This window comes from Bradyrhizobium sp. C9 (genome assembly GCF_002532045.1).
In the GTDB taxonomy this organism is placed as follows: Bacteria; Pseudomonadota; Alphaproteobacteria; order Rhizobiales; family Xanthobacteraceae; genus Bradyrhizobium.
Map to the genome: position 1 here is coordinate 36594 of NZ_NWTG01000029.1, position 17995 is coordinate 54588.

At 64.7% G+C, this 17995-nt stretch carries 21 protein-coding genes; 13 read left to right on the top strand and 8 right to left on the bottom strand.

Annotated elements, in window-relative coordinates; genetic code table 11:
- The first annotated feature begins 84 nt into the window (after positions 1–84).
- A complete protein-coding gene (gene tpiA, locus CO675_RS34445; RefSeq protein ID WP_097676317.1) occupies positions 85–837 on the top strand; it encodes a triose-phosphate isomerase in 753 nt (250 codons plus the stop codon).
- 124 nt (positions 838–961) lie between these two features.
- Here the strand turns inward: tpiA and CO675_RS34450 are convergent, their stop codons facing one another.
- Together CO675_RS34450 and CO675_RS34455 are read right to left on the bottom strand one after the other, a co-directional pair.
- Positions 962–1492, bottom strand: a complete 531-nt coding sequence (locus CO675_RS34450; protein ID WP_097676319.1) for a GNAT family N-acetyltransferase — start codon at positions 1490–1492, stop codon at positions 962–964.
- A 3-nt stretch (positions 1493–1495) separates the two neighbouring features.
- Positions 1496–2062 carry a helix-turn-helix domain-containing protein gene (locus tag CO675_RS34455; RefSeq protein ID WP_097676321.1) on the bottom strand — a complete coding sequence of 189 codons (567 nt, stop codon included), beginning with the start codon at positions 2060–2062 and terminating at the stop codon, positions 1496–1498.
- Between the two features lie 204 nt (positions 2063–2266).
- On the opposite strand from CO675_RS34455, the gene secG reads away from it, so the two are divergent.
- Both secG and pyrG read left to right on the top strand, forming a co-directional pair.
- Positions 2267–2656, top strand: coding sequence for a preprotein translocase subunit SecG (gene secG, locus CO675_RS34460; protein WP_050419627.1), 390 nt, complete (start codon positions 2267–2269; stop codon positions 2654–2656).
- Positions 2657–2823: 167 nt separating this feature from the next.
- Positions 2824–4455 (top strand): CTP synthase, encoded by a 1632-nt coding sequence (pyrG, locus tag CO675_RS34465; RefSeq protein ID WP_097676323.1) that lies wholly within the window; start codon positions 2824–2826, stop codon positions 4453–4455.
- A 19-nt stretch (positions 4456–4474) separates the two neighbouring features.
- Here the strand turns inward: pyrG and CO675_RS34470 are convergent, their stop codons facing one another.
- From CO675_RS34470 to CO675_RS34480, 3 genes are all read right to left on the bottom strand, one after another.
- Positions 4475–5137, bottom strand: coding sequence for a class I SAM-dependent methyltransferase (locus CO675_RS34470; protein ID WP_097676325.1), 663 nt, complete (start codon positions 5135–5137; stop codon positions 4475–4477).
- 103 nt (positions 5138–5240) lie between these two features.
- Positions 5241–6620 (bottom strand): sensor histidine kinase, encoded by a 1380-nt coding sequence (locus CO675_RS34475; protein ID WP_097676327.1) that lies wholly within the window; start codon positions 6618–6620, stop codon positions 5241–5243.
- On the bottom strand, positions 6617–7291 hold the full coding sequence (locus CO675_RS34480) for a response regulator transcription factor (protein WP_097676328.1): 675 nt from the start codon (positions 7289–7291) through the stop codon (positions 6617–6619). The genes CO675_RS34475 and CO675_RS34480 overlap by 4 nt, the downstream gene beginning before the upstream one ends.
- Positions 7292–7463: 172 nt before the next feature.
- Between CO675_RS34480 and CO675_RS34485 the strand changes: the two genes are divergently transcribed.
- Together CO675_RS34485 and CO675_RS34490 are read left to right on the top strand one after the other, a co-directional pair.
- Positions 7464–7790, top strand: a complete 327-nt coding sequence (locus CO675_RS34485) for an NIPSNAP family protein (protein ID WP_097676330.1) — start codon at positions 7464–7466, stop codon at positions 7788–7790.
- A 54-nt stretch (positions 7791–7844) separates the two neighbouring features.
- Positions 7845–8138: a hypothetical protein gene (locus tag CO675_RS34490; RefSeq protein WP_097676332.1), complete on the top strand. Its 294-nt coding sequence runs from the start codon at positions 7845–7847 to the stop codon at positions 8136–8138.
- Positions 8139–8207: 69 nt separating this feature from the next.
- Here the strand turns inward: CO675_RS34490 and CO675_RS34495 are convergent, their stop codons facing one another.
- Entirely contained in the window at positions 8208–8543 is a 336-nt protein-coding gene (locus CO675_RS34495) for a PAAR domain-containing protein (protein WP_097676334.1), read from the bottom strand.
- Positions 8544–8710: 167 nt separating this feature from the next.
- Here CO675_RS34495 and kdsA point away from each other — a divergent pair, with 167 nt between their 5' ends.
- The 3 genes from kdsA to CO675_RS41695 all read left to right on the top strand — a co-directional run bounded on the left by kdsA (position 8711) and on the right by CO675_RS41695 (position 11396).
- A complete protein-coding gene (gene kdsA, locus CO675_RS34500; RefSeq protein WP_097676335.1) occupies positions 8711–9565 on the top strand; it encodes a 3-deoxy-8-phosphooctulonate synthase in 855 nt (284 codons plus the stop codon).
- Between the two features lie 15 nt (positions 9566–9580).
- Positions 9581–10789, top strand: coding sequence for an MFS transporter (locus tag CO675_RS34505; RefSeq protein WP_097676337.1), 1209 nt, complete (start codon positions 9581–9583; stop codon positions 10787–10789).
- Positions 10790–10871: 82 nt separating this feature from the next.
- A complete protein-coding gene (locus CO675_RS41695) occupies positions 10872–11396 on the top strand; it encodes a hypothetical protein (RefSeq protein ID WP_245453039.1) in 525 nt (174 codons plus the stop codon).
- A gap of 33 nt (positions 11397–11429) precedes the next feature.
- Here the strand turns inward: CO675_RS41695 and queF are convergent, their stop codons facing one another.
- Entirely contained in the window at positions 11430–11906 is a 477-nt protein-coding gene (queF, locus tag CO675_RS34515) for a preQ(1) synthase (protein WP_097676339.1), read from the bottom strand.
- Between the two features lie 121 nt (positions 11907–12027).
- Here queF and eno point away from each other — a divergent pair, with 121 nt between their 5' ends.
- Together eno and CO675_RS34525 are read left to right on the top strand one after the other, a co-directional pair.
- On the top strand, positions 12028–13311 hold the full coding sequence (gene eno, locus CO675_RS34520; RefSeq protein ID WP_097676340.1) for a phosphopyruvate hydratase: 1284 nt from the start codon (positions 12028–12030) through the stop codon (positions 13309–13311).
- 48 nt (positions 13312–13359) lie between these two features.
- Positions 13360–14499: a zinc-binding dehydrogenase gene (locus CO675_RS34525; RefSeq protein WP_097676341.1), complete on the top strand. Its 1140-nt coding sequence runs from the start codon at positions 13360–13362 to the stop codon at positions 14497–14499.
- 10 nt (positions 14500–14509) lie between these two features.
- On the opposite strand, the gene CO675_RS34530 is transcribed toward CO675_RS34525, so the two are convergent.
- Positions 14510–15625, bottom strand: a complete 1116-nt coding sequence (locus CO675_RS34530; RefSeq protein WP_097676342.1) for a D-alanine--D-alanine ligase family protein — start codon at positions 15623–15625, stop codon at positions 14510–14512.
- Positions 15626–15894: 269 nt separating this feature from the next.
- Between CO675_RS34530 and CO675_RS34535 the strand changes: the two genes are divergently transcribed.
- From CO675_RS34535 to pdhA, 3 genes are all read left to right on the top strand, one after another.
- Complete coding sequence (locus CO675_RS34535; RefSeq protein ID WP_097676344.1) at positions 15895–16446, top strand: NADPH-dependent FMN reductase; 552 nt, start codon at positions 15895–15897, stop codon at positions 16444–16446.
- A gap of 44 nt (positions 16447–16490) precedes the next feature.
- On the top strand, positions 16491–16808 hold the full coding sequence (locus tag CO675_RS34540; RefSeq protein WP_021079258.1) for an FtsB family cell division protein: 318 nt from the start codon (positions 16491–16493) through the stop codon (positions 16806–16808).
- 159 nt (positions 16809–16967) lie between these two features.
- Positions 16968–17987 (top strand): pyruvate dehydrogenase (acetyl-transferring) E1 component subunit alpha, encoded by a 1020-nt coding sequence (gene pdhA, locus CO675_RS34545; protein WP_097676346.1) that lies wholly within the window; start codon positions 16968–16970, stop codon positions 17985–17987.
- Positions 17988–17995: the final 8 nt, after the last annotated feature.

Genomic DNA, 17995 nt, shown 5'->3' on the forward strand with positions numbered 1-17995 from the left:
CACGGCAGGCGCGAAGCCGCACTCTGGAAGTCGCCGCCCGGCTCTGATAGCGCAAGGGCACGCTTGAACGATGGGAAATTCGACATGACCGACGCCATCCGGCCGCTGATCGCCGGCAACTGGAAAATGAACGGCCTGAAATCCTCCTTTGCCGAGTTCGAGGCGATGCTGGCCGGCGCCGGCGATGTCGCCGGGAAGGCCGATCTCCTGGTCTGTCCGCCGGCGACTTTGGTCGGGGCCTTTGCCGACAAGGCGCGCGGCTCGAAGGTCGCCGTCGGCGCCCAGGATTGCCACCCGAAGGCTTCGGGCGCGCACACCGGCGACCTCTCGGCGGAAATGTTTAGGGATCTCGGCGCGGTCGCCATCATTGTCGGCCACTCCGAGCGCCGCGCCGACCATGGCGAGACCGATGCCTTGATTCGGCAGAAGGCGGAGGCCGTCTGGCGCGCCGGCCTGACCGCGATCGTCTGCATCGGCGAGACGCGCGAGCAGCGCGACGCCGGGAAGACGCTCGATGTCTGCGGCACCCAGCTTGCAGGCTCGCTGCCGGACGGCTCGACCGCGGCCAATCTGGTCGTGGCCTATGAGCCGGTCTGGGCGATCGGCACCGGCCTCACCCCGACCGCTGGAGATGTCGAGGAAGTTCATAGGTTTATCCGAGGTCAGCTCACCGATCGCTTCAAGGGTGAAGGAAACAAGATCAGGATCCTCTACGGCGGCTCGGTGAAGCCGTCGAACGCCGCCGAGCTGATGGCCGTCGCCAACGTCAACGGCGCGTTGGTTGGCGGCGCCAGCCTGAAGGCGTCGGATTTTCTCGCGATCGCTGCGGGCTGTTAGGGCTGCCTGTTCAAACCGCGTTCTCACACCGTCACCCTTCGAGACGCGCTACGCGCTCCTCAGGGTGACGGGATCGGCAGTCTTGGAGCCGGCTATCGGCACCTATTTCTACTTGGCTGCCGAGTCAGGCCGCTGCCGCGCCGATCTTCTTCCAATAGATCATCGTCCCGGTGAGGCCGCCATGCGGCTTCAGCGCGTAGTCCGGGATGATGCCGCTGAGCTGAAAGCCCTGCTTCTCGTAGAGCGGCGCGGCGCCGTCATCGACGGCGGTGTCGAGCACCAGCAGCGTGCGACCGTGCGCGATCGCGAGCGCTTCTGCGGCGCGCAGCAACGCGGTCGCGACGCCCCGGTTGCGCTGGCTCACGCGCGTCATCATCTTGGCGATCTCGGCGCGATGCGGCTGGTTCGGCGGCAGCTTGAGCAGCAGCGTGACGGTGCTGATCAGGCTGGCGCCGTCGAACGCGCCGAGCACGATCCGCTCGCCGCGCGCGGCGGCACCGAGCGAGTCCTGCCAGAACGCATCGGCGTCATCCAACGACAGCGGATGCATGAAGCTCACGGAACCGCCGCCGGCGACCGTCGCAATCAACAGATCGCCGAGCGCGCTGCGGATCTGAGGTTCGTCGGCGAGTGGTTTGATGGCGAATTGCGACATGCATCAGCTCCGGGCCAGGGCGACCACATAGGTGCAGCCGGCGTTGGTTTCGTTGGCGAAGGTGGTCTCGGCGGGCGGCCCGAAGCCGAGGCAATCGCCGCTCGCGAGCACGTAGCGCGCGCCGCCCTCGGTGATGACGAGGCTGCCGCTCAGCACCCAGACCAGTTGGCGGATATGGGCGTAGGACGAGGCGGGCAGGGTCACGGACTGTTTCGGCGGCATGTCCACGCGCACCAGCTCGACCGGGTGATCGGGACGGCTGAACACCTGGCGGCGCAGATAGCCGGTTTCCGGATCGCTCCAGACCGGCTGCGTGGCGGCGCGCGACAGCCGTTCGCCCTGGCCCTCGGCGCGCAACATCAGCCCGGCCAGCGTGAGGTCGAAGGCCGAAGCGAGGCGCACCAGCACGACTGCGGTAGGGCTGACCTCGGCGCGCTCGATCTTGCTGATCGTCGCCTTCGAGACGCCGGCGCGTTCGGCAAGCTCGGCCAGCGACCAGCCCCGGCCGTCGCGCTCCAGCCGGATCCGCTGCGCCAGGCATTGGCTCAGGTCGTCTACTAAAGTATCCATGCGTCTATAATAATAGAAAAGGCAGATTCCGATCAAGCCTCGGCTGATGCCATCGGGCGTCGCTTGCGATGTCAGCCATTGCGACTATCTCGGGGGTGACAATGCCCGGTCCAATCGTGTAACAGGGCGCGACTTCACGAAAAACCGCAAAGCCGATAGCGCCGTTTGTCTGGCCGCTTGGCGGCTTGTGACGGAAGGCTTGCGATGCAGACTGTCGTTATCATTATCCATCTCATGATCGTCGCCGTCATGATCGGCGCCGTGCTGTTGCAGAAATCCGAAGGCGGCGGCCTCGGCATGGGCGGCGGCGCCGGCTTCATGTCGAGCCGCGGCACCGCGAATCTGCTGTCGCGGACCACCGCGATCCTCGCGGCCGGCTTCTTCCTCACCAGCCTGTTCCTGTCGTGGTACGCGGGCTACGACCGCAAGCCGAGCTCGATCATCGGCACCGGCGCACCGGCGCAGACCCAGCCGGCCGGCGGCGCGCCGCTGACACCTCCGACCTCCGGCGGCATCCTCGATTCGCTGAAGAAGACCGACGAGCAGCAGGGTCAGCAGGCCCCGAGCGGCCCGCAGGCACCACGGTCGCAATAAAGCAGGGGCGCCATGCAGGATGCAGCGCTGGCATCCTGCATCCGAAACCCCCATTAATGCTCTGAAATCGCTCTCAGTTCAACGTAACCCACAGCCCGGTGATTTGTTTGCCGGGAACAGCCGATTCGTTTTGCGAATCGCAGGAAGCGGCTTAAAGGTAAAGTCCCATGGCGCGGTACATATTCATCACCGGCGGCGTGGTCTCCTCGCTCGGCAAGGGTCTGGCTTCAGCGGCGCTCGGCGCTTTGCTGCAGGCTAGGGGCTACAAAGTCCGCCTTCGCAAGCTCGATCCCTATCTCAACCTCGATCCCGGAACGATGTCGCCGTATCAGCACGGCGAAGTGTTCGTGACCGACGACGGCGCCGAGACCGATCTCGATCTCGGCCATTACGAACGTTTCACCGGTCGTCCGGCCACCAAGGCCGACAACATCACGACCGGGCGAATCTACCAGGACATCATCACCAAGGAGCGCCGCGGCGACTATCTCGGCGCCACCATCCAGGTGGTCCCGCACGTCACCAACGCGATCAAGGAATTCGTGCTGTCGGGCAACGACGAGTACGATTTCGTGCTGGTCGAGATCGGCGGCACCGTCGGCGACATCGAGGGCCTGCCGTTCTTCGAGGCGATCCGCCAGCTCAAGAACGAGCTGCCGCGCGAGCACGCCGTCTACATTCACCTGACGCTTTTGCCGTACATTCCAAGTGCCGGCGAACTCAAGACAAAGCCGACGCAGCATTCGGTCAAGGAGCTGCGCTCGATCGGCATCCAGCCGGACATCCTGCTGTGCCGCACCGATCGCGAAATCCCGAAGGAAGAGCGGCGCAAGCTCGGTCTGTTCTGTAACGTGCGCGAGAGCGCCGTGATCGAGGCGCGCGACGTCGATAACATCTATGCCGTGCCGGAGGCCTATCACGCCGCCGGTCTCGACGACGAGGTGCTGGCCGCGTTCGGCATCACGGCGAAGATTCCGCCGGCGCTGCAGAGCTGGAACGTCATCAACGAGCGCGTCCGCAATCCGGAAGGCGCGGTGACGATCGCGATCGTCGGCAAGTACACCGGCATGAAGGACGCCTACAAATCGTTGATCGAGGCGCTCTCGCATGGCGGCATTGCCAACAAGGTGAAGGTCAATCTCGACTGGATCGAGAGCGAGGTGTTCGAGAACGAGGACCCGGCGCCGTTCCTCGAGCACGTCAACGGCATCCTGGTGCCCGGCGGCTTCGGCCAGCGCGGCGCCGAGGGTAAGATCCGCGCGGCGCAGTTCGCGCGCGAGCGTGACGTGCCGTATTTCGGCATCTGCTTCGGCATGCAGATGGCCGTGATCGAGGCGGCGCGCAATCTGGTCGGCATCGAGGAGGCCAATTCGACCGAGTTCGGCCCGACCAAGGAGCCGCTGGTCGGCCTGATGACCGAATGGCTGCGCGGCAACGAGCTCGAGAAGCGCTCACAGAGCGGCGACCTCGGCGGCACCATGCGGCTCGGGGCCTATCCCGCGGCGCTGAACCGCGGCAGTCGCGTCTCGCAGGTCTATGGCGGCGCGACCGAGATCTCCGAGCGGCACCGCCACCGCTATGAGGTCAACACCGCCTACAAGGACCGCCTCGAGCAGCACGGCCTGCGCTTCTCCGGCATGTCGCCCGATGGCGTGTTGCCCGAGATCGTCGAGTACGAGGACCATCCCTGGTTCATCGGCGTCCAGTTCCACCCCGAGCTGAAGTCGCGGCCGTTCGAGCCGCATCCGCTGTTTGCATCGTTCATCGAGGCGGCTGCGAAGCAGAGCCGGCTGATGTAATCCGCCATCGACTGCGCCGTCAGACGGCGCAATCCTCGCTGGCGCGGCGTTCCTTCTTGATCGGTGAGACGCCTGCATCGGCCGCGGGCGTAACGTCGCGCGTGATGAGCTTGTATTGCGGGCGTCGCGTCAGGCGGTAGACCGCGGCGGGCGGCACGTTGAGGATGGCGCGATCGACCAGCGTCGCGCGCAGGCCGAGCCGGTCGAGGATCGGCCGCGGCACCGGGCAGCGCATGCCGTAGGTGAATTGATAGAACGCGCCATTGGGACGCATGTAGCTGAATGCGCCGCTGACGATCGAAATCACCTTGCGCGGCGACATGTTGAGCAGCGGCAGTCCGCTGACTACGGCGCCGACCGGCGCGCCGTCATACAGCCGTTCCGAGGCCAGCCGCGCGGCGTCCATCCACAGCACGCGCGCGCCGGGAAAGCGGAGCTGCAGCAGCCGCATGAAATCCGAACCGTATTCGATCAGCGTGAGATCCTGCTGGCGCACGCCGCGCTTCAGCAGTTGATAGGTGAAGGCGCCCGTTCCAGGACCTAGTTCCAGCACCGGACCGGTGTTGGCGCTGATGTCGCGTGTGATCAGTTCCGCGAGCGCTGTGCCCGAGGGCGCGATGGCGCCGACGCGGCCGGGGGCCGCCATCCACGCCGTGAAGAAAGACAGAAGATCATGTGCCATTGGGATTCCCAGCAAAGTGTCGCAGCGCCTCGACTCGATTGCGCGGCGCGATCTCTTCTTTGCGGGGTCTGCATTGCGACAACATTGCGGGATGTTGCGTGTGTTACGACGCGAATGGCGCCGGCGGTAACGTGAGACGGAAGCTCGCGCCGCCCTTCGGGCCGTCGAGCACGGAGACGTGACCGCCGTGCAGTCGTGCGATCTCGCGCACCATGTTGAGTCCGAGGCCGGCGCCACGGTCGAGCGGTGCAAGCCGATAGAACGGATCGAAGATCCGCGTGCGCTCATCCTTGGGAATGCCGTCGCCTTCATCGGTAACGTCGATCGTCGCGGCGCTGCCGACATGGATCGTGATGGTGCCGCGGCGGCCGCCATGCTGGATGGCGTTCTGCACGAGATTGGTCAGCGCACGCTCCAGCGCAGCGCGGTCGCCCAGCGTCTCGACCCGATCGGTTGCGGTATCGAGCGACAATTCGTAACCGGCCGCGATCGCGAGCGGTGCGAGGTCGGCGGCGACGCTGCGCGCGACCGCGACGAGATCGACGCGGCCGAACGGGTTGCGGCACTGGTCGAAGCGCTGGATGTCGAGCAGCTGCTCGGCGAGCGTCGCAAGTCGCGCCGAATCCTCGAGCAGGCGGGTCTTCTCCGGCCCCGGGGGCAGCGACTCCAGCCGCGTGTTGAGGATCGCGATCGGCGTGCGCAATTCATGCGCGGCATCCGCGACGAAGCGCTGATGGCGCGAATAGCCGTCGTCGAGCCGCTTCAGCGCATCGTTGACGGCGCTCACCAGGGGCGCGACTTCGAGCGGCAGATGGTCCGCCGACAGCCGGCTGCCGCGCTGGCGGAAATCGATCCGGCGCGCCTGGTCGGCCGCGGTGTCGAGGCCGGCGAACGCGCGCTTCACCACCATCGGCGTCGCGATGAACGTGGCGCACGCCATCAGCAACAGGCCGGGCAGGGCAATGGCAAGGAATGCCAGCGTCGTGGCGAGGGCTGTCTTGACGCTCGACGTTGGCCCTTGCGTGGCGGTGAGCACCTGCACCGGACCGGCGTCGGAATTAACGCGCTTCAGCCGCGCCGGCGGCTTGCGCGGATCATCCTCGAACATCTGCCAGCCGAGCCTCGCTTGGCTGATCTGGTCGAGTGCATCGCCGATTTTCGCGAATTCGGGCGGCACCGCGCCTTCCGATAGCGAATGGCCTTGCCGGTCGCGCACCAGGAACCAGAGGTCGGGCGTGTTCTCGCGAAGCTGCTTGAGATCGGCCGTCGAGCGCAACACCAGATTGCCCTGCGCATCGCGCCCGATCGCGCTCTGCACGATGGAGATGACGTGATCCTCGTCGCGCGGAACGATCAGGAAACCGGTGGCGCACAACGCACTGATCAGGCAGACGATCAGCATGGCAAGCAGGGCGGCCTGCATCGTCACCAGCCACCAGCTCAGCTTCGAGCGCAGGCAGTAGTGATCGGCCGCTTCGCTCATGACACCTGCTTCAGCAGGTAGCCGACGCCGCGGATGCTATGGATCTCGACGCCGGCATCGGTATCGGCGAGCTTGCGCCGCAGCCGCGAGACATGGGCATCGAGCGCGTTCGACTGAATCTCGTCCTCGAAATTGTAGACGGCTTCCTCGAGCGTCCCGCGCAGGACGGTGCGGCCCATCCGGCGCAGCAGCGTCTCCAGCACCAGCAGCTCGCGCCGCGGCAGGTCTAGCGGGCGGCCATTGACGCTGGCCTCGCGATGGCTGCAATCGAACGCCATGCGGCCGGCCTTGATGATTTCGAACTGCACGCCGGCGGGCCGGCGCAGCACGGCGCGCAGCCGCGCCAACAGCTCCTCGACCGCGAACGGCTTGGCCAGGTAGTCATCAGCGCCGCTGTCGAGGCCGGTGATGCGGTCGGCGAGGTCGCCGCGCGCGGTCAGCACGATGATCGGCACGCCGTCGGCCTTGGCGCGCAGCTTCGGGATCAGCGTGAGACCGTCGCCGTCGGGAAGCTGGCGGTCGAGCAGAACGGCGCCGTGCACTTCGGCGGAAATCGCCTCCTCGGCCTCGGCAAGGGTCGGCACATGATCGACGACCATGTCGTAGCCCTTCAGCGCCTGTGACAGCGCCGCCGCCATTTCGGCCTCGTCTTCAACCAGCAGTATCCGCATGTGCTTTTGGGTCCAGATCCCGTACGGCCGGTATTAGGCCAAGTAACATTGCAACAACATTGCGGAAATGGCCGCTTGCGATGAGCAGGGGTGCCATGTTGTCGCCCCCTCAAGACAGTCTGGAACCCGCTGGCTATAACCGCCCGCACAACTGGATCTGGGAGGACTGCCAATGATCTACGAGACCCGCGTCTATCGCTGCCTGCCGGGCCGGCTGCCGGCGCTGCTAAAGCGCTTCGAGACCGTCACGCTGAAGCTCTGGGACAAGCACGGCATCAGGCAGGCCGGCTTCTTCACGACGCTGGTGGGCGAATCCAATCAGGACCTGACCTATCTGCTGGCCTGGGAATCGCTTGCCGAGCGCGAGAAGAAGTGGACCGCGTTCACGACCGATCCGGAATGGATCAGCGCGCGCGCCAAGACTGAGGAGGACGGCCAGATCGTTCTCACCATCGAAAACCAGCTGTTGGTGCCGACCGCGTTTTCGTCGGTCAAGTGATGCATTGCCGCGACGACCAGCTATTGGTCGTCGGTTTCAGCAACGGAGGCGGGATTGCCAAATCCGATATCGGGGCAATCCCCCGAGCGAATCATCACACTGCCTGACGACGCTGGGTTGGTGCTCTTTGATCTGTTGGGCAGGCTCATTGAGGACGAGAAGGGCAGGCGCCTGGTTGATCTGGGCCTCCACGATGCCGAAATCTGGGCATTGAACACCTTCTACTGCCTGCTGGAGCGATCCGAAGCGAACTCGTTCAAGCCAAACTACGCATCGCTGCTGGACGCCGCGCGATCAAACATATTGACCGAGAATGGAGGGCCTTGGCCACGGCACCGAGACGAATGATCGCGAGAGGCTGCCCTCCGACGCCCGCGCTGCGAGCTCTTGCAGTGCCGCCGCGTTATGAGTCCTGGTCTATTGCGGACAGCCCGACGTCTGATCGCCCTCGCGGACCATCGGCTTGCCATTGATGAAGACGCCATGGCTGCCCGAGGTGGTCTTGCCGCCGCAATGCGTGCGGTCGCCCATCACCACGGCCGGCTTGCCGTTGATCAGCACGTTGGGCACGCCCTCGACCAGCGGGCCGCCATTGCTGGTGGTGTCGCCGCTGCGCGCGGCCGGCTTGCCGTTGACGGTGACGCCTGCAGCGCCGCCGGTGACGACCCCGGGCTGGCTGCTGGCCTGGCCATATGCCAGACCCGACGTCGCCGACAGGACGACGACGGCTCCGATCACGACCGATATGCGCATTTCGTTCCTCATTGGGAATCTGTTCCGCGCCAGTCTATAGGGGCGGTTGGGGCAGGATTGTGATAGCACGGCGCACCCACGGCGTCAGCGCAACCCCCTCATCGTGCAGGATGGCTTGATCCGTCCCGCGCGGGATTGCATGGTCGCCGGCAAAAGGATGCAGCATTTTGACCAATCAGGTTTCCGCGCAAGCCGCGCCGATCGTCGCCGTCGGATCGGCCAAATTCGGCAATGCCTTGCCCATCTCGATCATCGCCGGTCCCTGCCAGCTCGAGAGCCGCGCGCATGCGCTTGAAGTGGCATCCGCGCTGAAGGAGATCGCAGCCAGGCTGAAGATCGGTCTGGTGTACAAGACCTCGTTCGACAAGGCGAACCGCACCAGCGCGTCGGCCGCGCGCGGCATCGGGCTGAAGCAGGCGCTGCCGATCTTCGCCGAGATCCGTTCCTCGCTCGGATTGCCGGTGCTGACCGACGTGCATGAACCCGACCAGTGCACGGAGGCGGCGCAGGCGGTCGACGTGCTGCAGATCCCAGCCTTCCTGTGCCGGCAGACCGATCTCCTGCTGGCGGCAGCGGCGACCGGCAAGGTCGTCAACGTCAAGAAGGGCCAGTTCCTGGCGCCCTGGGACATGACCAATGTGGTCAGCAAGATCACCGGTGCCGGCAATGCCAACGTGCTGGTCACCGAGCGCGGCGCGTCGTTCGGCTACAACACGCTGGTGTCGGACATGCGCGCGCTGCCGATCCTGGCGCGCACCACCGGTGCGCCTGTGATCTTCGACGCCACCCATTCGGTGCAGCAGCCGGGCGGCAAGGGGACTTCGTCGGGCGGCGAGCGCGAATTCGTGCCGGTGCTGGCGCGCGCGGCGGTTTCGGTCGGTGTCGCCGGCGTCTTCATCGAGACTCATCCCGATCCGGATCACGCGCCGTCGGATGGCCCCAACATGGTGCCGCTCCGCGACTTCGAAGCCCTCGTCAAGCGCCTGATGCAGTTCGACGCGCTCGCCAAGACCGCAGCCTGACGGGGTGACGACGACATGACCGCAAAGAGCGGCATGCCGCCGGTTCTCAACGTCATCACGCTGGCGACCTTCGCGGCGAGCCTGTCGGTGCGCGCGCTCGATCCGGTGCTGCCGCATGTCGCCGAGGATTTCGGTGTCAGCATCGCGACCGCAGCGAGCTTTGCCGCGGTATTCGCCTTCACCTTCGCAATTATCCAGCCGGCGATCGGCGCCGCCGCCGATCTGTTCGGCAAGGCGCGTCTGATGACGATCTGTCTCGGCCTGCTCGGCGTCGCCAGCATTCTCGGCGCGCTGTCGACCTCGTTCCCGATGCTGTTCGTGACTCGCATCCTCGCCGGCATCGGCTCGGGCGGCGTGTTTCCGGTGGCGCTGTCGCTGACCTCAGATCTGGTCGGCCCCGACAAGCGGCAACTTGCGATCGGGCGAACGCTTGCCGGCTCGATGACCGGCAATCTGCTCGGCGCCACGGCCTCCGGCCTGATCGGCGATTTCCTCGGTTGGCGCGGCGTGCTTGCGGTGCTCGGTGGCCTCGTGATCGTCGTCGCGCTGGCGGTTGCGGCGGGCTTCCGCGGCGCTGCGCTGAACCGGCCGCCGCGCACCAGCCTGAAGGCGCTGCGTCACGGCTATCGCACCATCTTCACCAATCCGAACGCGCGGATCTGCTATTCGGCGGTCTTCGTCGAGGGCTGCTGCGTGCTCGGGCTGTTTCCCTTCATCGCTTCATTTCTGTTCGAGCTCGGCGAAACCTCGCTCTCGATCGCCGGCATCGTGATCGCGGGTTTTGCGATCGGTGGATTGCTCTACACGCTGACGGTCGGGCGCCTGCTGCCATTGATCGGGGTGAGGGGGATGATGATCGTCGGCGCAACTCTGGTCGCGATCCAGCTCGTCGGCGTCGCGTTCGGGCCGCACTGGAAAGTACAGATGGCGAGCCTGCTGGTGATGGGCCTCGGCTTCTACATGATCCACGGCTGCCTGCAGGTATTTGCCAGCGAACTGTCGGTCGAGGCCCGCGCCACCGCGCTGTCGCTGCATTCGTTCTTTTTCTTCATGGGCCAGACCGTCGGCCCGATCGCCTACGGTTTTGGTCTTCAACATGCCGGCAAGACCGCGACGCTGGTGTCGGCGGCGGCCGTGATGGTGGTGCTCGGATTTATCTGTGCGAGATTTTTGAAGCAGACGCGTCCGGCCGATGCCGCCGCGCGGCCCGATGTCGAGCCGTAGTGAGCGTACTTATTTGATAAGTATGAGCGTCACGTCTTCGGGGACGCGGGTATCGAGAGGTTGAGGAATGCGAAACGCGTCAGTGGCCGCGCTTGCGTACGAATTTCTGTTCGAGGTTCATCGGAAGATGGATCTCGACCGAAAGCGCGGGAACATCAAGTCGCTCCGTGATGAAAACGGCGCGCTGCGCGAGGCCTTCCATCATGAATTCTCAAGTAACTGGGAGTGGCCGGGTAGTGTGCTGGAGCAACTCGGTGTTCTCAGGATTCTCCAACCAACACGCGACCTGTGGGGGCCGAATTTCTATCCCGTGATGACTTTGGATGAATGCTCCGTTGCCGACTTCTCGAAATTCGAGACTTTCGACAACTATTGCGTTGCAATGTCTTCTTTCGAGATGCTGCATAGTCCTTCTGAATTCCGCGGGGAGGTCCATCTTCACAGTCGATCGCCTCACTTTCTGGACGCGGTCGCGTCCCAGGACGATATCTTTCGGATTCAGGACGACGGTCAGGTCAGGTTTGACCAACAGCGCTTCAACGAGAAAGTCATGACACGTTGGGAAGACCTGGAAGTTCGTCGCATCCATCCCAAAGGTGGTACTTAGCTTCCAAGCAGCGGCGTTGTTCCACCGGTCCCGCTACCCCCGCCCGCGATACGTCGCGACGCCCTGATCGGGAACCCAGAGGCCCTTCGGCAATCGTCCGGTCTGGAAGAACACGTCGATCGGGATGCCGCCGCGCGGATACCAGTAGCCGCCGATGCGCAGCCATTTCGGCTTGATCTCGTCTGAGATCCGCCGGCCGATCATGACCGTGCAGTCCTCATGGAACGCGCCGTGGTTGCGGAAGCTCGCGGCGAACAGCTTCAGCGATTTGGACTCCAGCAGCCAGCGGCCCGGTACATAGTCGATCACCAGATGCGCGAAATCCGGTTGGCCCGTCACCGGGCAGATCGAGGTGAACTCCGGCACCGTGAAGCGTACCAGATAATCGGTACCAGCCTGCGGATTGGGCACGCGGTCGAGCCGCGCCTTTTCCGGTGCGTCGGGCCATTCCACCGCACGGCCGAGCTGCAGGCCGGGGGAGGTGGTTGATTTGCTGGATTTCTTTGCCATTCGGGTCTCCGTGGGGGTCTCTTAGCCAAAGACAGCGCGCCCGTCACCCGGCCTTTTCCCCCCCGATGCATTGCGCTAGAAGCAGCGCCATCCGACCCCCGCACTGCCAAAAGAGGTTCTCATGACTGACATCGTCGACATCATCGGCCGCGAAATCCTGGATAGCCGCGGCAACCCCACGGTCGAGGTCGATGTGGTGCTGGAGGATGGGTCGATCGGCCGCGCGGCGGTGCCGTCGGGCGCCTCCACCGGCGCCCATGAGGCGGTCGAACTGCGCGACGGCGACAAGTCGCGCTATCTCGGCAAGGGCGTCCAGAAGGCGGTTGCCGCCATCAACGGCGAGATCTTCGAGGCGCTGAGCGACCAGGCTGTCGAGGAGCAGGTCGCGATCGACCAGATCATGATCGATCTCGACGGCACGCCGAACAAGAGCCGGCTAGGCGCCAACGCCATCCTCGGCGTCTCGCTCGCCTGCGCCAAGGCGGCGGCTGAATCCTTCGACATGCCGCTGTACCGTTATGTCGGCGGCACCTCGGCGCGGACGCTGCCGGTGCCGATGATGAACATCATCAATGGCGGCGTGCATGCCGACAACCCGATCGACTTCCAGGAATTCATGATCCTGCCGGTCGGCGCCACGTCGTTCGCCGAAGCGCTGCGTTGCGGTTCGGAAATCTTCCACACGCTGCGCGGCGAACTGAAGAAGGCCGGTCACAACACCAATGTCGGCGACGAGGGCGGCTTTGCGCCGAACCTGCCGTCGGCCGACGCCGCGCTCGAGTTCGTCATGAACGCGATCGGCAAGGCTGGCTACAAGGCTGGCGACGACGTCGTGCTCGGCCTCGACTGCGCCTCCACCGAATTCTTCAAGGAAGGCGCCTACGTCTATGGCGGCGAGAACAAGACCCGCTCGCGTTCGGAGCAGGTGAAGTATCTCGCCGACCTCGTCGGCCGCTATCCGATCGTCACCATCGAGGACGGCATGTCGGAAGACGACATGGATGGCTGGAAGGAACTGACGGATGCGATCGGCAACAAGTGCCAGCTGGTCGGAGACGATTTGTTCGTCACCAACGTCAACCGGCTTGCCGACGGCATCAAGAACGGCCGCGGCAACTCGATCCTGGTCAAGGTCAACCAGATCGGCACGCTGACCGAGACGCTTGCGGCGATCGAGATGGCCTACAAGGCCGGCTACACTGCCGTGATGTCGCATCGCTCCGGTGAGACCGAGGACTCCACGATTGCCGACCTCGCGGTCGCCACCAATTGCGGGCAGATCAAGACCGGCTCGCTGGCGCGCTCCGACCGCACCGCCAAGTACAACCAGCTACTGCGCATCGAGCAGCAACTCGGCACCCAGGCGAAATACGCGGGCAGGGCGGCCTTGAAGGCGCTGGCCTAACGCCCCAACTGATCGGGACTGAACAAAACGCAAAAAAGGGAGGTCGGGATGAGTGACGGCAAGAGCGGTCTGCAGCTGCGTTCGCTGCTCAAGAAGGATGGCGAACTGGAATTGTCGCTGGTCAATGTCCCGACCCCCGAGCCCGGTCCCGACGAGGTCGTGGTCCGGGTCGAGGCGACCCCGATCAACCCATCCGACCTCGGGCTCCTGATCGGCCCGGCCAACATGGCCGCGGCAAAGGTCACCGGCAGCAAGGAATTGCCTGTGGTGACCGCGCGCGTGCCGGAAGCGGCATTGCCTGGCCTCGCCGCACGGCTCGACGAGTCGATGCCGGTCGGCAATGAAGGCGCAGGCGTCGTGATCAGGACCGGTTCGTCGGACGCGGCGAAAGCGCTGATGGGCCGCACCGTCGCGATGATCGGCGGCGCGATGTATGCGCAGTACCGTACGCTGCGGGTCAACGAATGCCTGCCGCTGCCCGACGGCATCACGCCGGCGGAAGGCGCGTCCTGCTTCGTCAATCCGCTGACCGCGCTCGGCATGACCGAGACGATGCGGCGCGAGGGACACAAGGCGCTGGTGCACACGGCTGCGGCGTCGAACCTCGGCCAGATGCTGAACAGGATCTGCCTCAAGGATGGCATCGGCCTCGTCAACATCGTGCGCAACAAGGAGCAGGCCGACATCCTGCACAAGATCGGCGCCAAGCATGTCGTCGATTCCAGCGCACCCGATTTCATGGACAAGCTCACCGGCGCGCTGGTCGAGACCGGCGCGACCATCGCCTTCGATGCGATCGGCGGCGGCAAGCTCGCGGGCCAGATCCTGGTCGCGATGGAGACCGCGATCAACAAGACCGCCAAGGTCTACAGCCGTTACGGCTCCAACACGCACAAGCAGGTCTACGTCTATGGCAGCCTCGATACCCGCGAGATCGAGCTGCCGCGCGGCTTCGGCATGGCCTGGGGCATCGGCGGCTGGCTGCTGTTCCCGTTCCTGATGAAGATCGGTCCGGAGGCCGGCAACAAGCTGCGCCAGCGGGTGGTGGCCGAGTTGAAGACGACCTTCGCCAGCCACTACACCAAGGTGGTGTCGCTGCAGGAGACCCTGCAGCTCGACAACATCGCGGTCTACGGCAAGCGCGCCACCGGCGAGAAATTCCTGATCAATCCGAACAAGGGCGCATAGCGAGCAGGGTCTACTCGCGCTCGAATGCCAGCTTCCTGGAGCGCTTGTGACGCTCCAGGGCGTGGCCGATCAGGATATCCATCAGTTCGGATTGCGGCAGGCCACTGGCCTCCCACAGCCGCGGATACATGCTGATATTGGTGAAGCCGGGCAGGGTGTTCGCCTCGTTCACGAACGCCTGCTCGCCGTGCAGGAAGAAGTCGATCCGCGCCATGCCTTCGCAGCCCAGTACGCCGAAGGTCTTGATGGCGAGCTCCCTGATGGTTTCGGCGACGGCAGCCGGCACGTTGGCCGGCACCTGCAGCAGCGCGCCATCCGCATCGAGGTACTTTGCGTCGTAAGAATAGAAGCCGTGTCTGTCGGAGGGCACGATCTCGCCGAGCTGGGAGGCGCGGATGCGGCCCTCGGCATCCTCGAGCACGGAGCACTCGACCTCGCGGATCGGCGCGACACCGCGCTCGATCAGGATCTTGCTGTCGAAGCGGAACGCCAGTCTGCAGCCGGCCACGAACTCCTCCGCGGTGCGCGCCCTGGACACGCCGACCGACGATCCCATGTTGGCGGGCTTGACGAAGACCTCCTGCGACCCCAGCGCGCTTACCGCATCGTCATAGCTGATGGGCGCCGCGGCCGACATCGCGACAAAGGGGACGATCGGCAATCCGGCCTCGCGCATCAGGCGCTTGGCGACGTCCTTGTCCATGCCGGCCGCCGAGCCCATCACGCGCGAGCCGACATAGGCGACGTCGGACAATTCCAGCGCACCCTGCACCGTGCCGTCCTCGCCGTTCGGTCCATGCAGCACCGGGAAGACGACGTCGAATGCCGGCAATTCCGCCGGCCCCGAGGCCGGTCCCTGAAGCACCACGACGCGGCCCTGTCCACCCGGCAGCAGAGCGAGTTGCGGTGCGTTGTCCGGAATGATCAGCGCGCCGCTTCCCGTGCCGGCGCCGTTTCCCGCATCAGTGACGACCCAGCGGCCGTCGCGGCTGATGCCGATCGCGGTGGCGTCATAGCGATCCGGGTCGAGCGAGCGAAGCACGTTCGCGGCCGACGCCCGCGAGACGTCGTGTTCGGCCGATCGCCCGCCGAACAGGATTGCAACCCGGATCTTGCGCTCTGCCATCGGCTGCCCTTCGGTCGGCTGGATGCTGCCCGGAATTGCGACAGTATGTTTCGAGGAACGTGTCGACAATTTGCCGCCGGTTGCGCCCGGCGTGGCTTTCGGGCGGAAATGACGTTCCGCGGCGGCGTGCAGTGCGGTCTCAGGTCCGTTTGTTCAAAATTTGCGAACGCTGCGTTTCCGGAATTGAACGATCCATGCACTTGCATCTTTCTTGGCGTGCCGGTAGGTGATGTGCACCAGTCTTACGCGCAACCCGAGGGGAATTTGCAATGGCCTATAACATCGTCGCCATCGTCGGCAGCATCCGCAAGCAGAGCTTCTCGCTCAAGATCGCCAATGCGCTGGCCAAGCTCGCGCCGGCCTCGCTGAAGCTCGATGTGACGACCCTCGAGGAGATTTCCTTCTTCAACCAGGACCTCGAGGCGGCGCCGCCGGCGGACTGGCTCGCCTTCCGCGAGAAGCTGCAGAAGTCGAACGGCGTGCTGTTCGTGACCCCCGAATACAACCGCTCGGTCCCGGGCGTGCTGAAGAACGCGATCGACGTCGCCTCGCGGCCCTATGGCAAGAGCTCGTTCATCGGCAAGCCGGTCGGCATCATCTCCAACTCGCCGGGCCCGCTCGGCGGCGTCAGTGCGGCGAAGCACCTTCAGAACATCCTGCCGGGCATTTCCGGCCCGATCCTCGGTCAGCCGGAAACCTATCTCAACGGCATCGGCGATGCCTTCGACGACAAGGGCGAACTGACCAAGGAGTCGCTCAAGACGGTGGTGCAGCAATATCTCGACGCCTTCGCGGCCTTCGTCGCGAAGCAGAACGGCTGAGCAAATTTAGCGTTCGTTAACCCCATGGCCGCATCTTCGCGGCCATGGTTTCGCGCACACGCCTCAAATCGATTCTGACCGGGCTTGCCCTCTACACGCTGGCGGCGCTGATGGTCGGCTATTTCGGCGTCAACGCCTACACCGGCAAATACGGTCTGAACGCGCGGCAGGAACTCGACCAGGAAATCATCGCGCTGACCTCGGAGCTGGCGCGCTTGAAGAAGGAGCGGGCCGAAGGCGAGCAGCGGGTGTCGCTGTTGCGGTCGGACCGGGTCGATCCCGACATGCTGGATGAGCGTGCGCGCTTTCAGCTCGACTACGCCAACCCGCGCGATCTGGTTCGGATCAACAAGTCGAACTGACGCGTTCGCAAATTTCAAAAACGTTCGCGCACTATCACAAAAGTGTCGCGCCGCGCTGCAGTGCGGCATAGCAAAATTCCATCGGGCGAACGCAATCCTTCCAAGGCGATTTGAGTTGGGTTAGAGAGGGTTCTTCGACTTCTCTCACCCGGAATTGCCATGGCCGCACCCAAGAAAACCGTCGCAAAAGAATCAGGGCACGAGACGGCTGGCTCTCCGCCCGAATTCTCCAGGGAGCAGGAGCTCAAGGCTCTGCGGGATATGCTCCTGATCCGGCGCTTCGAGGAGAAGGCCGGTCAGCTTTACGGCATGGGTGCGATCGGCGGCTTCTGCCATCTCTATATCGGCCAGGAAGCGGTCGTGGTCGGCATGCAGATGGCGCTGAAGCCGGGCGACGAGGTCATAACCGGCTACCGCGATCACGGCCACATGCTGGCGTGCGACATGGAAGCCAAGGGCGTGATGGCGGAACTGACCGGACGCCGCGGCGGCTATTCCCGCGGCAAGGGCGGCTCCATGCACATGTTCAGCAAGGAGAAGCATTTCTACGGCGGTCACGGAATCGTGGGCGCGCAGGTGTCGCTCGGCACCGGCCTTGCGTTCGCCAACCGCTATCGCGGCAACGATAACGTCAGCGTGACCTATTTCGGCGACGGCGCGGCCAACCAGGGCCAGGTCTACGAAAGCTTCAACATGGCGGAGCTGTGGAAGCTGCCGGTGATCTACGTCATCGAGAACAATCGCTACGCGATGGGCACTGCGGTGTCGCGCGCCTCGGCTCAGCAGGACTTCTCCAAGCGCGGCGTCTCCTTCAACATTCCCGGCAGGCAGGTCGACGGCATGGACGTGCGCGCCGTGAAGGCTGCCGCCGATGAGGCCACGGCATGGTGCCGCGGCGGCAATGGTCCGATCATCCTGGAGATGCAGACCTACCGCTACCGCGGCCATTCGATGTCCGATCCGGCGAAGTACCGCACCCGCGAGGAGGTCGAGAAGGTTCGCCACGACCAGGACCCGATCGAGCAGGTGCGCAACCGCCTGCTGGGGGCAGGCGTGAGCGAGCAGGACTTGAAGGCGATCGACGCCGAGGTGCGTGAGATCGTCAACGAAGCCGCCGACTTCGCGCAGCACGATCCCGAGCCCGATCCGTCCGAGCTCTACACCGACATCTACCGCTGACCCCACCC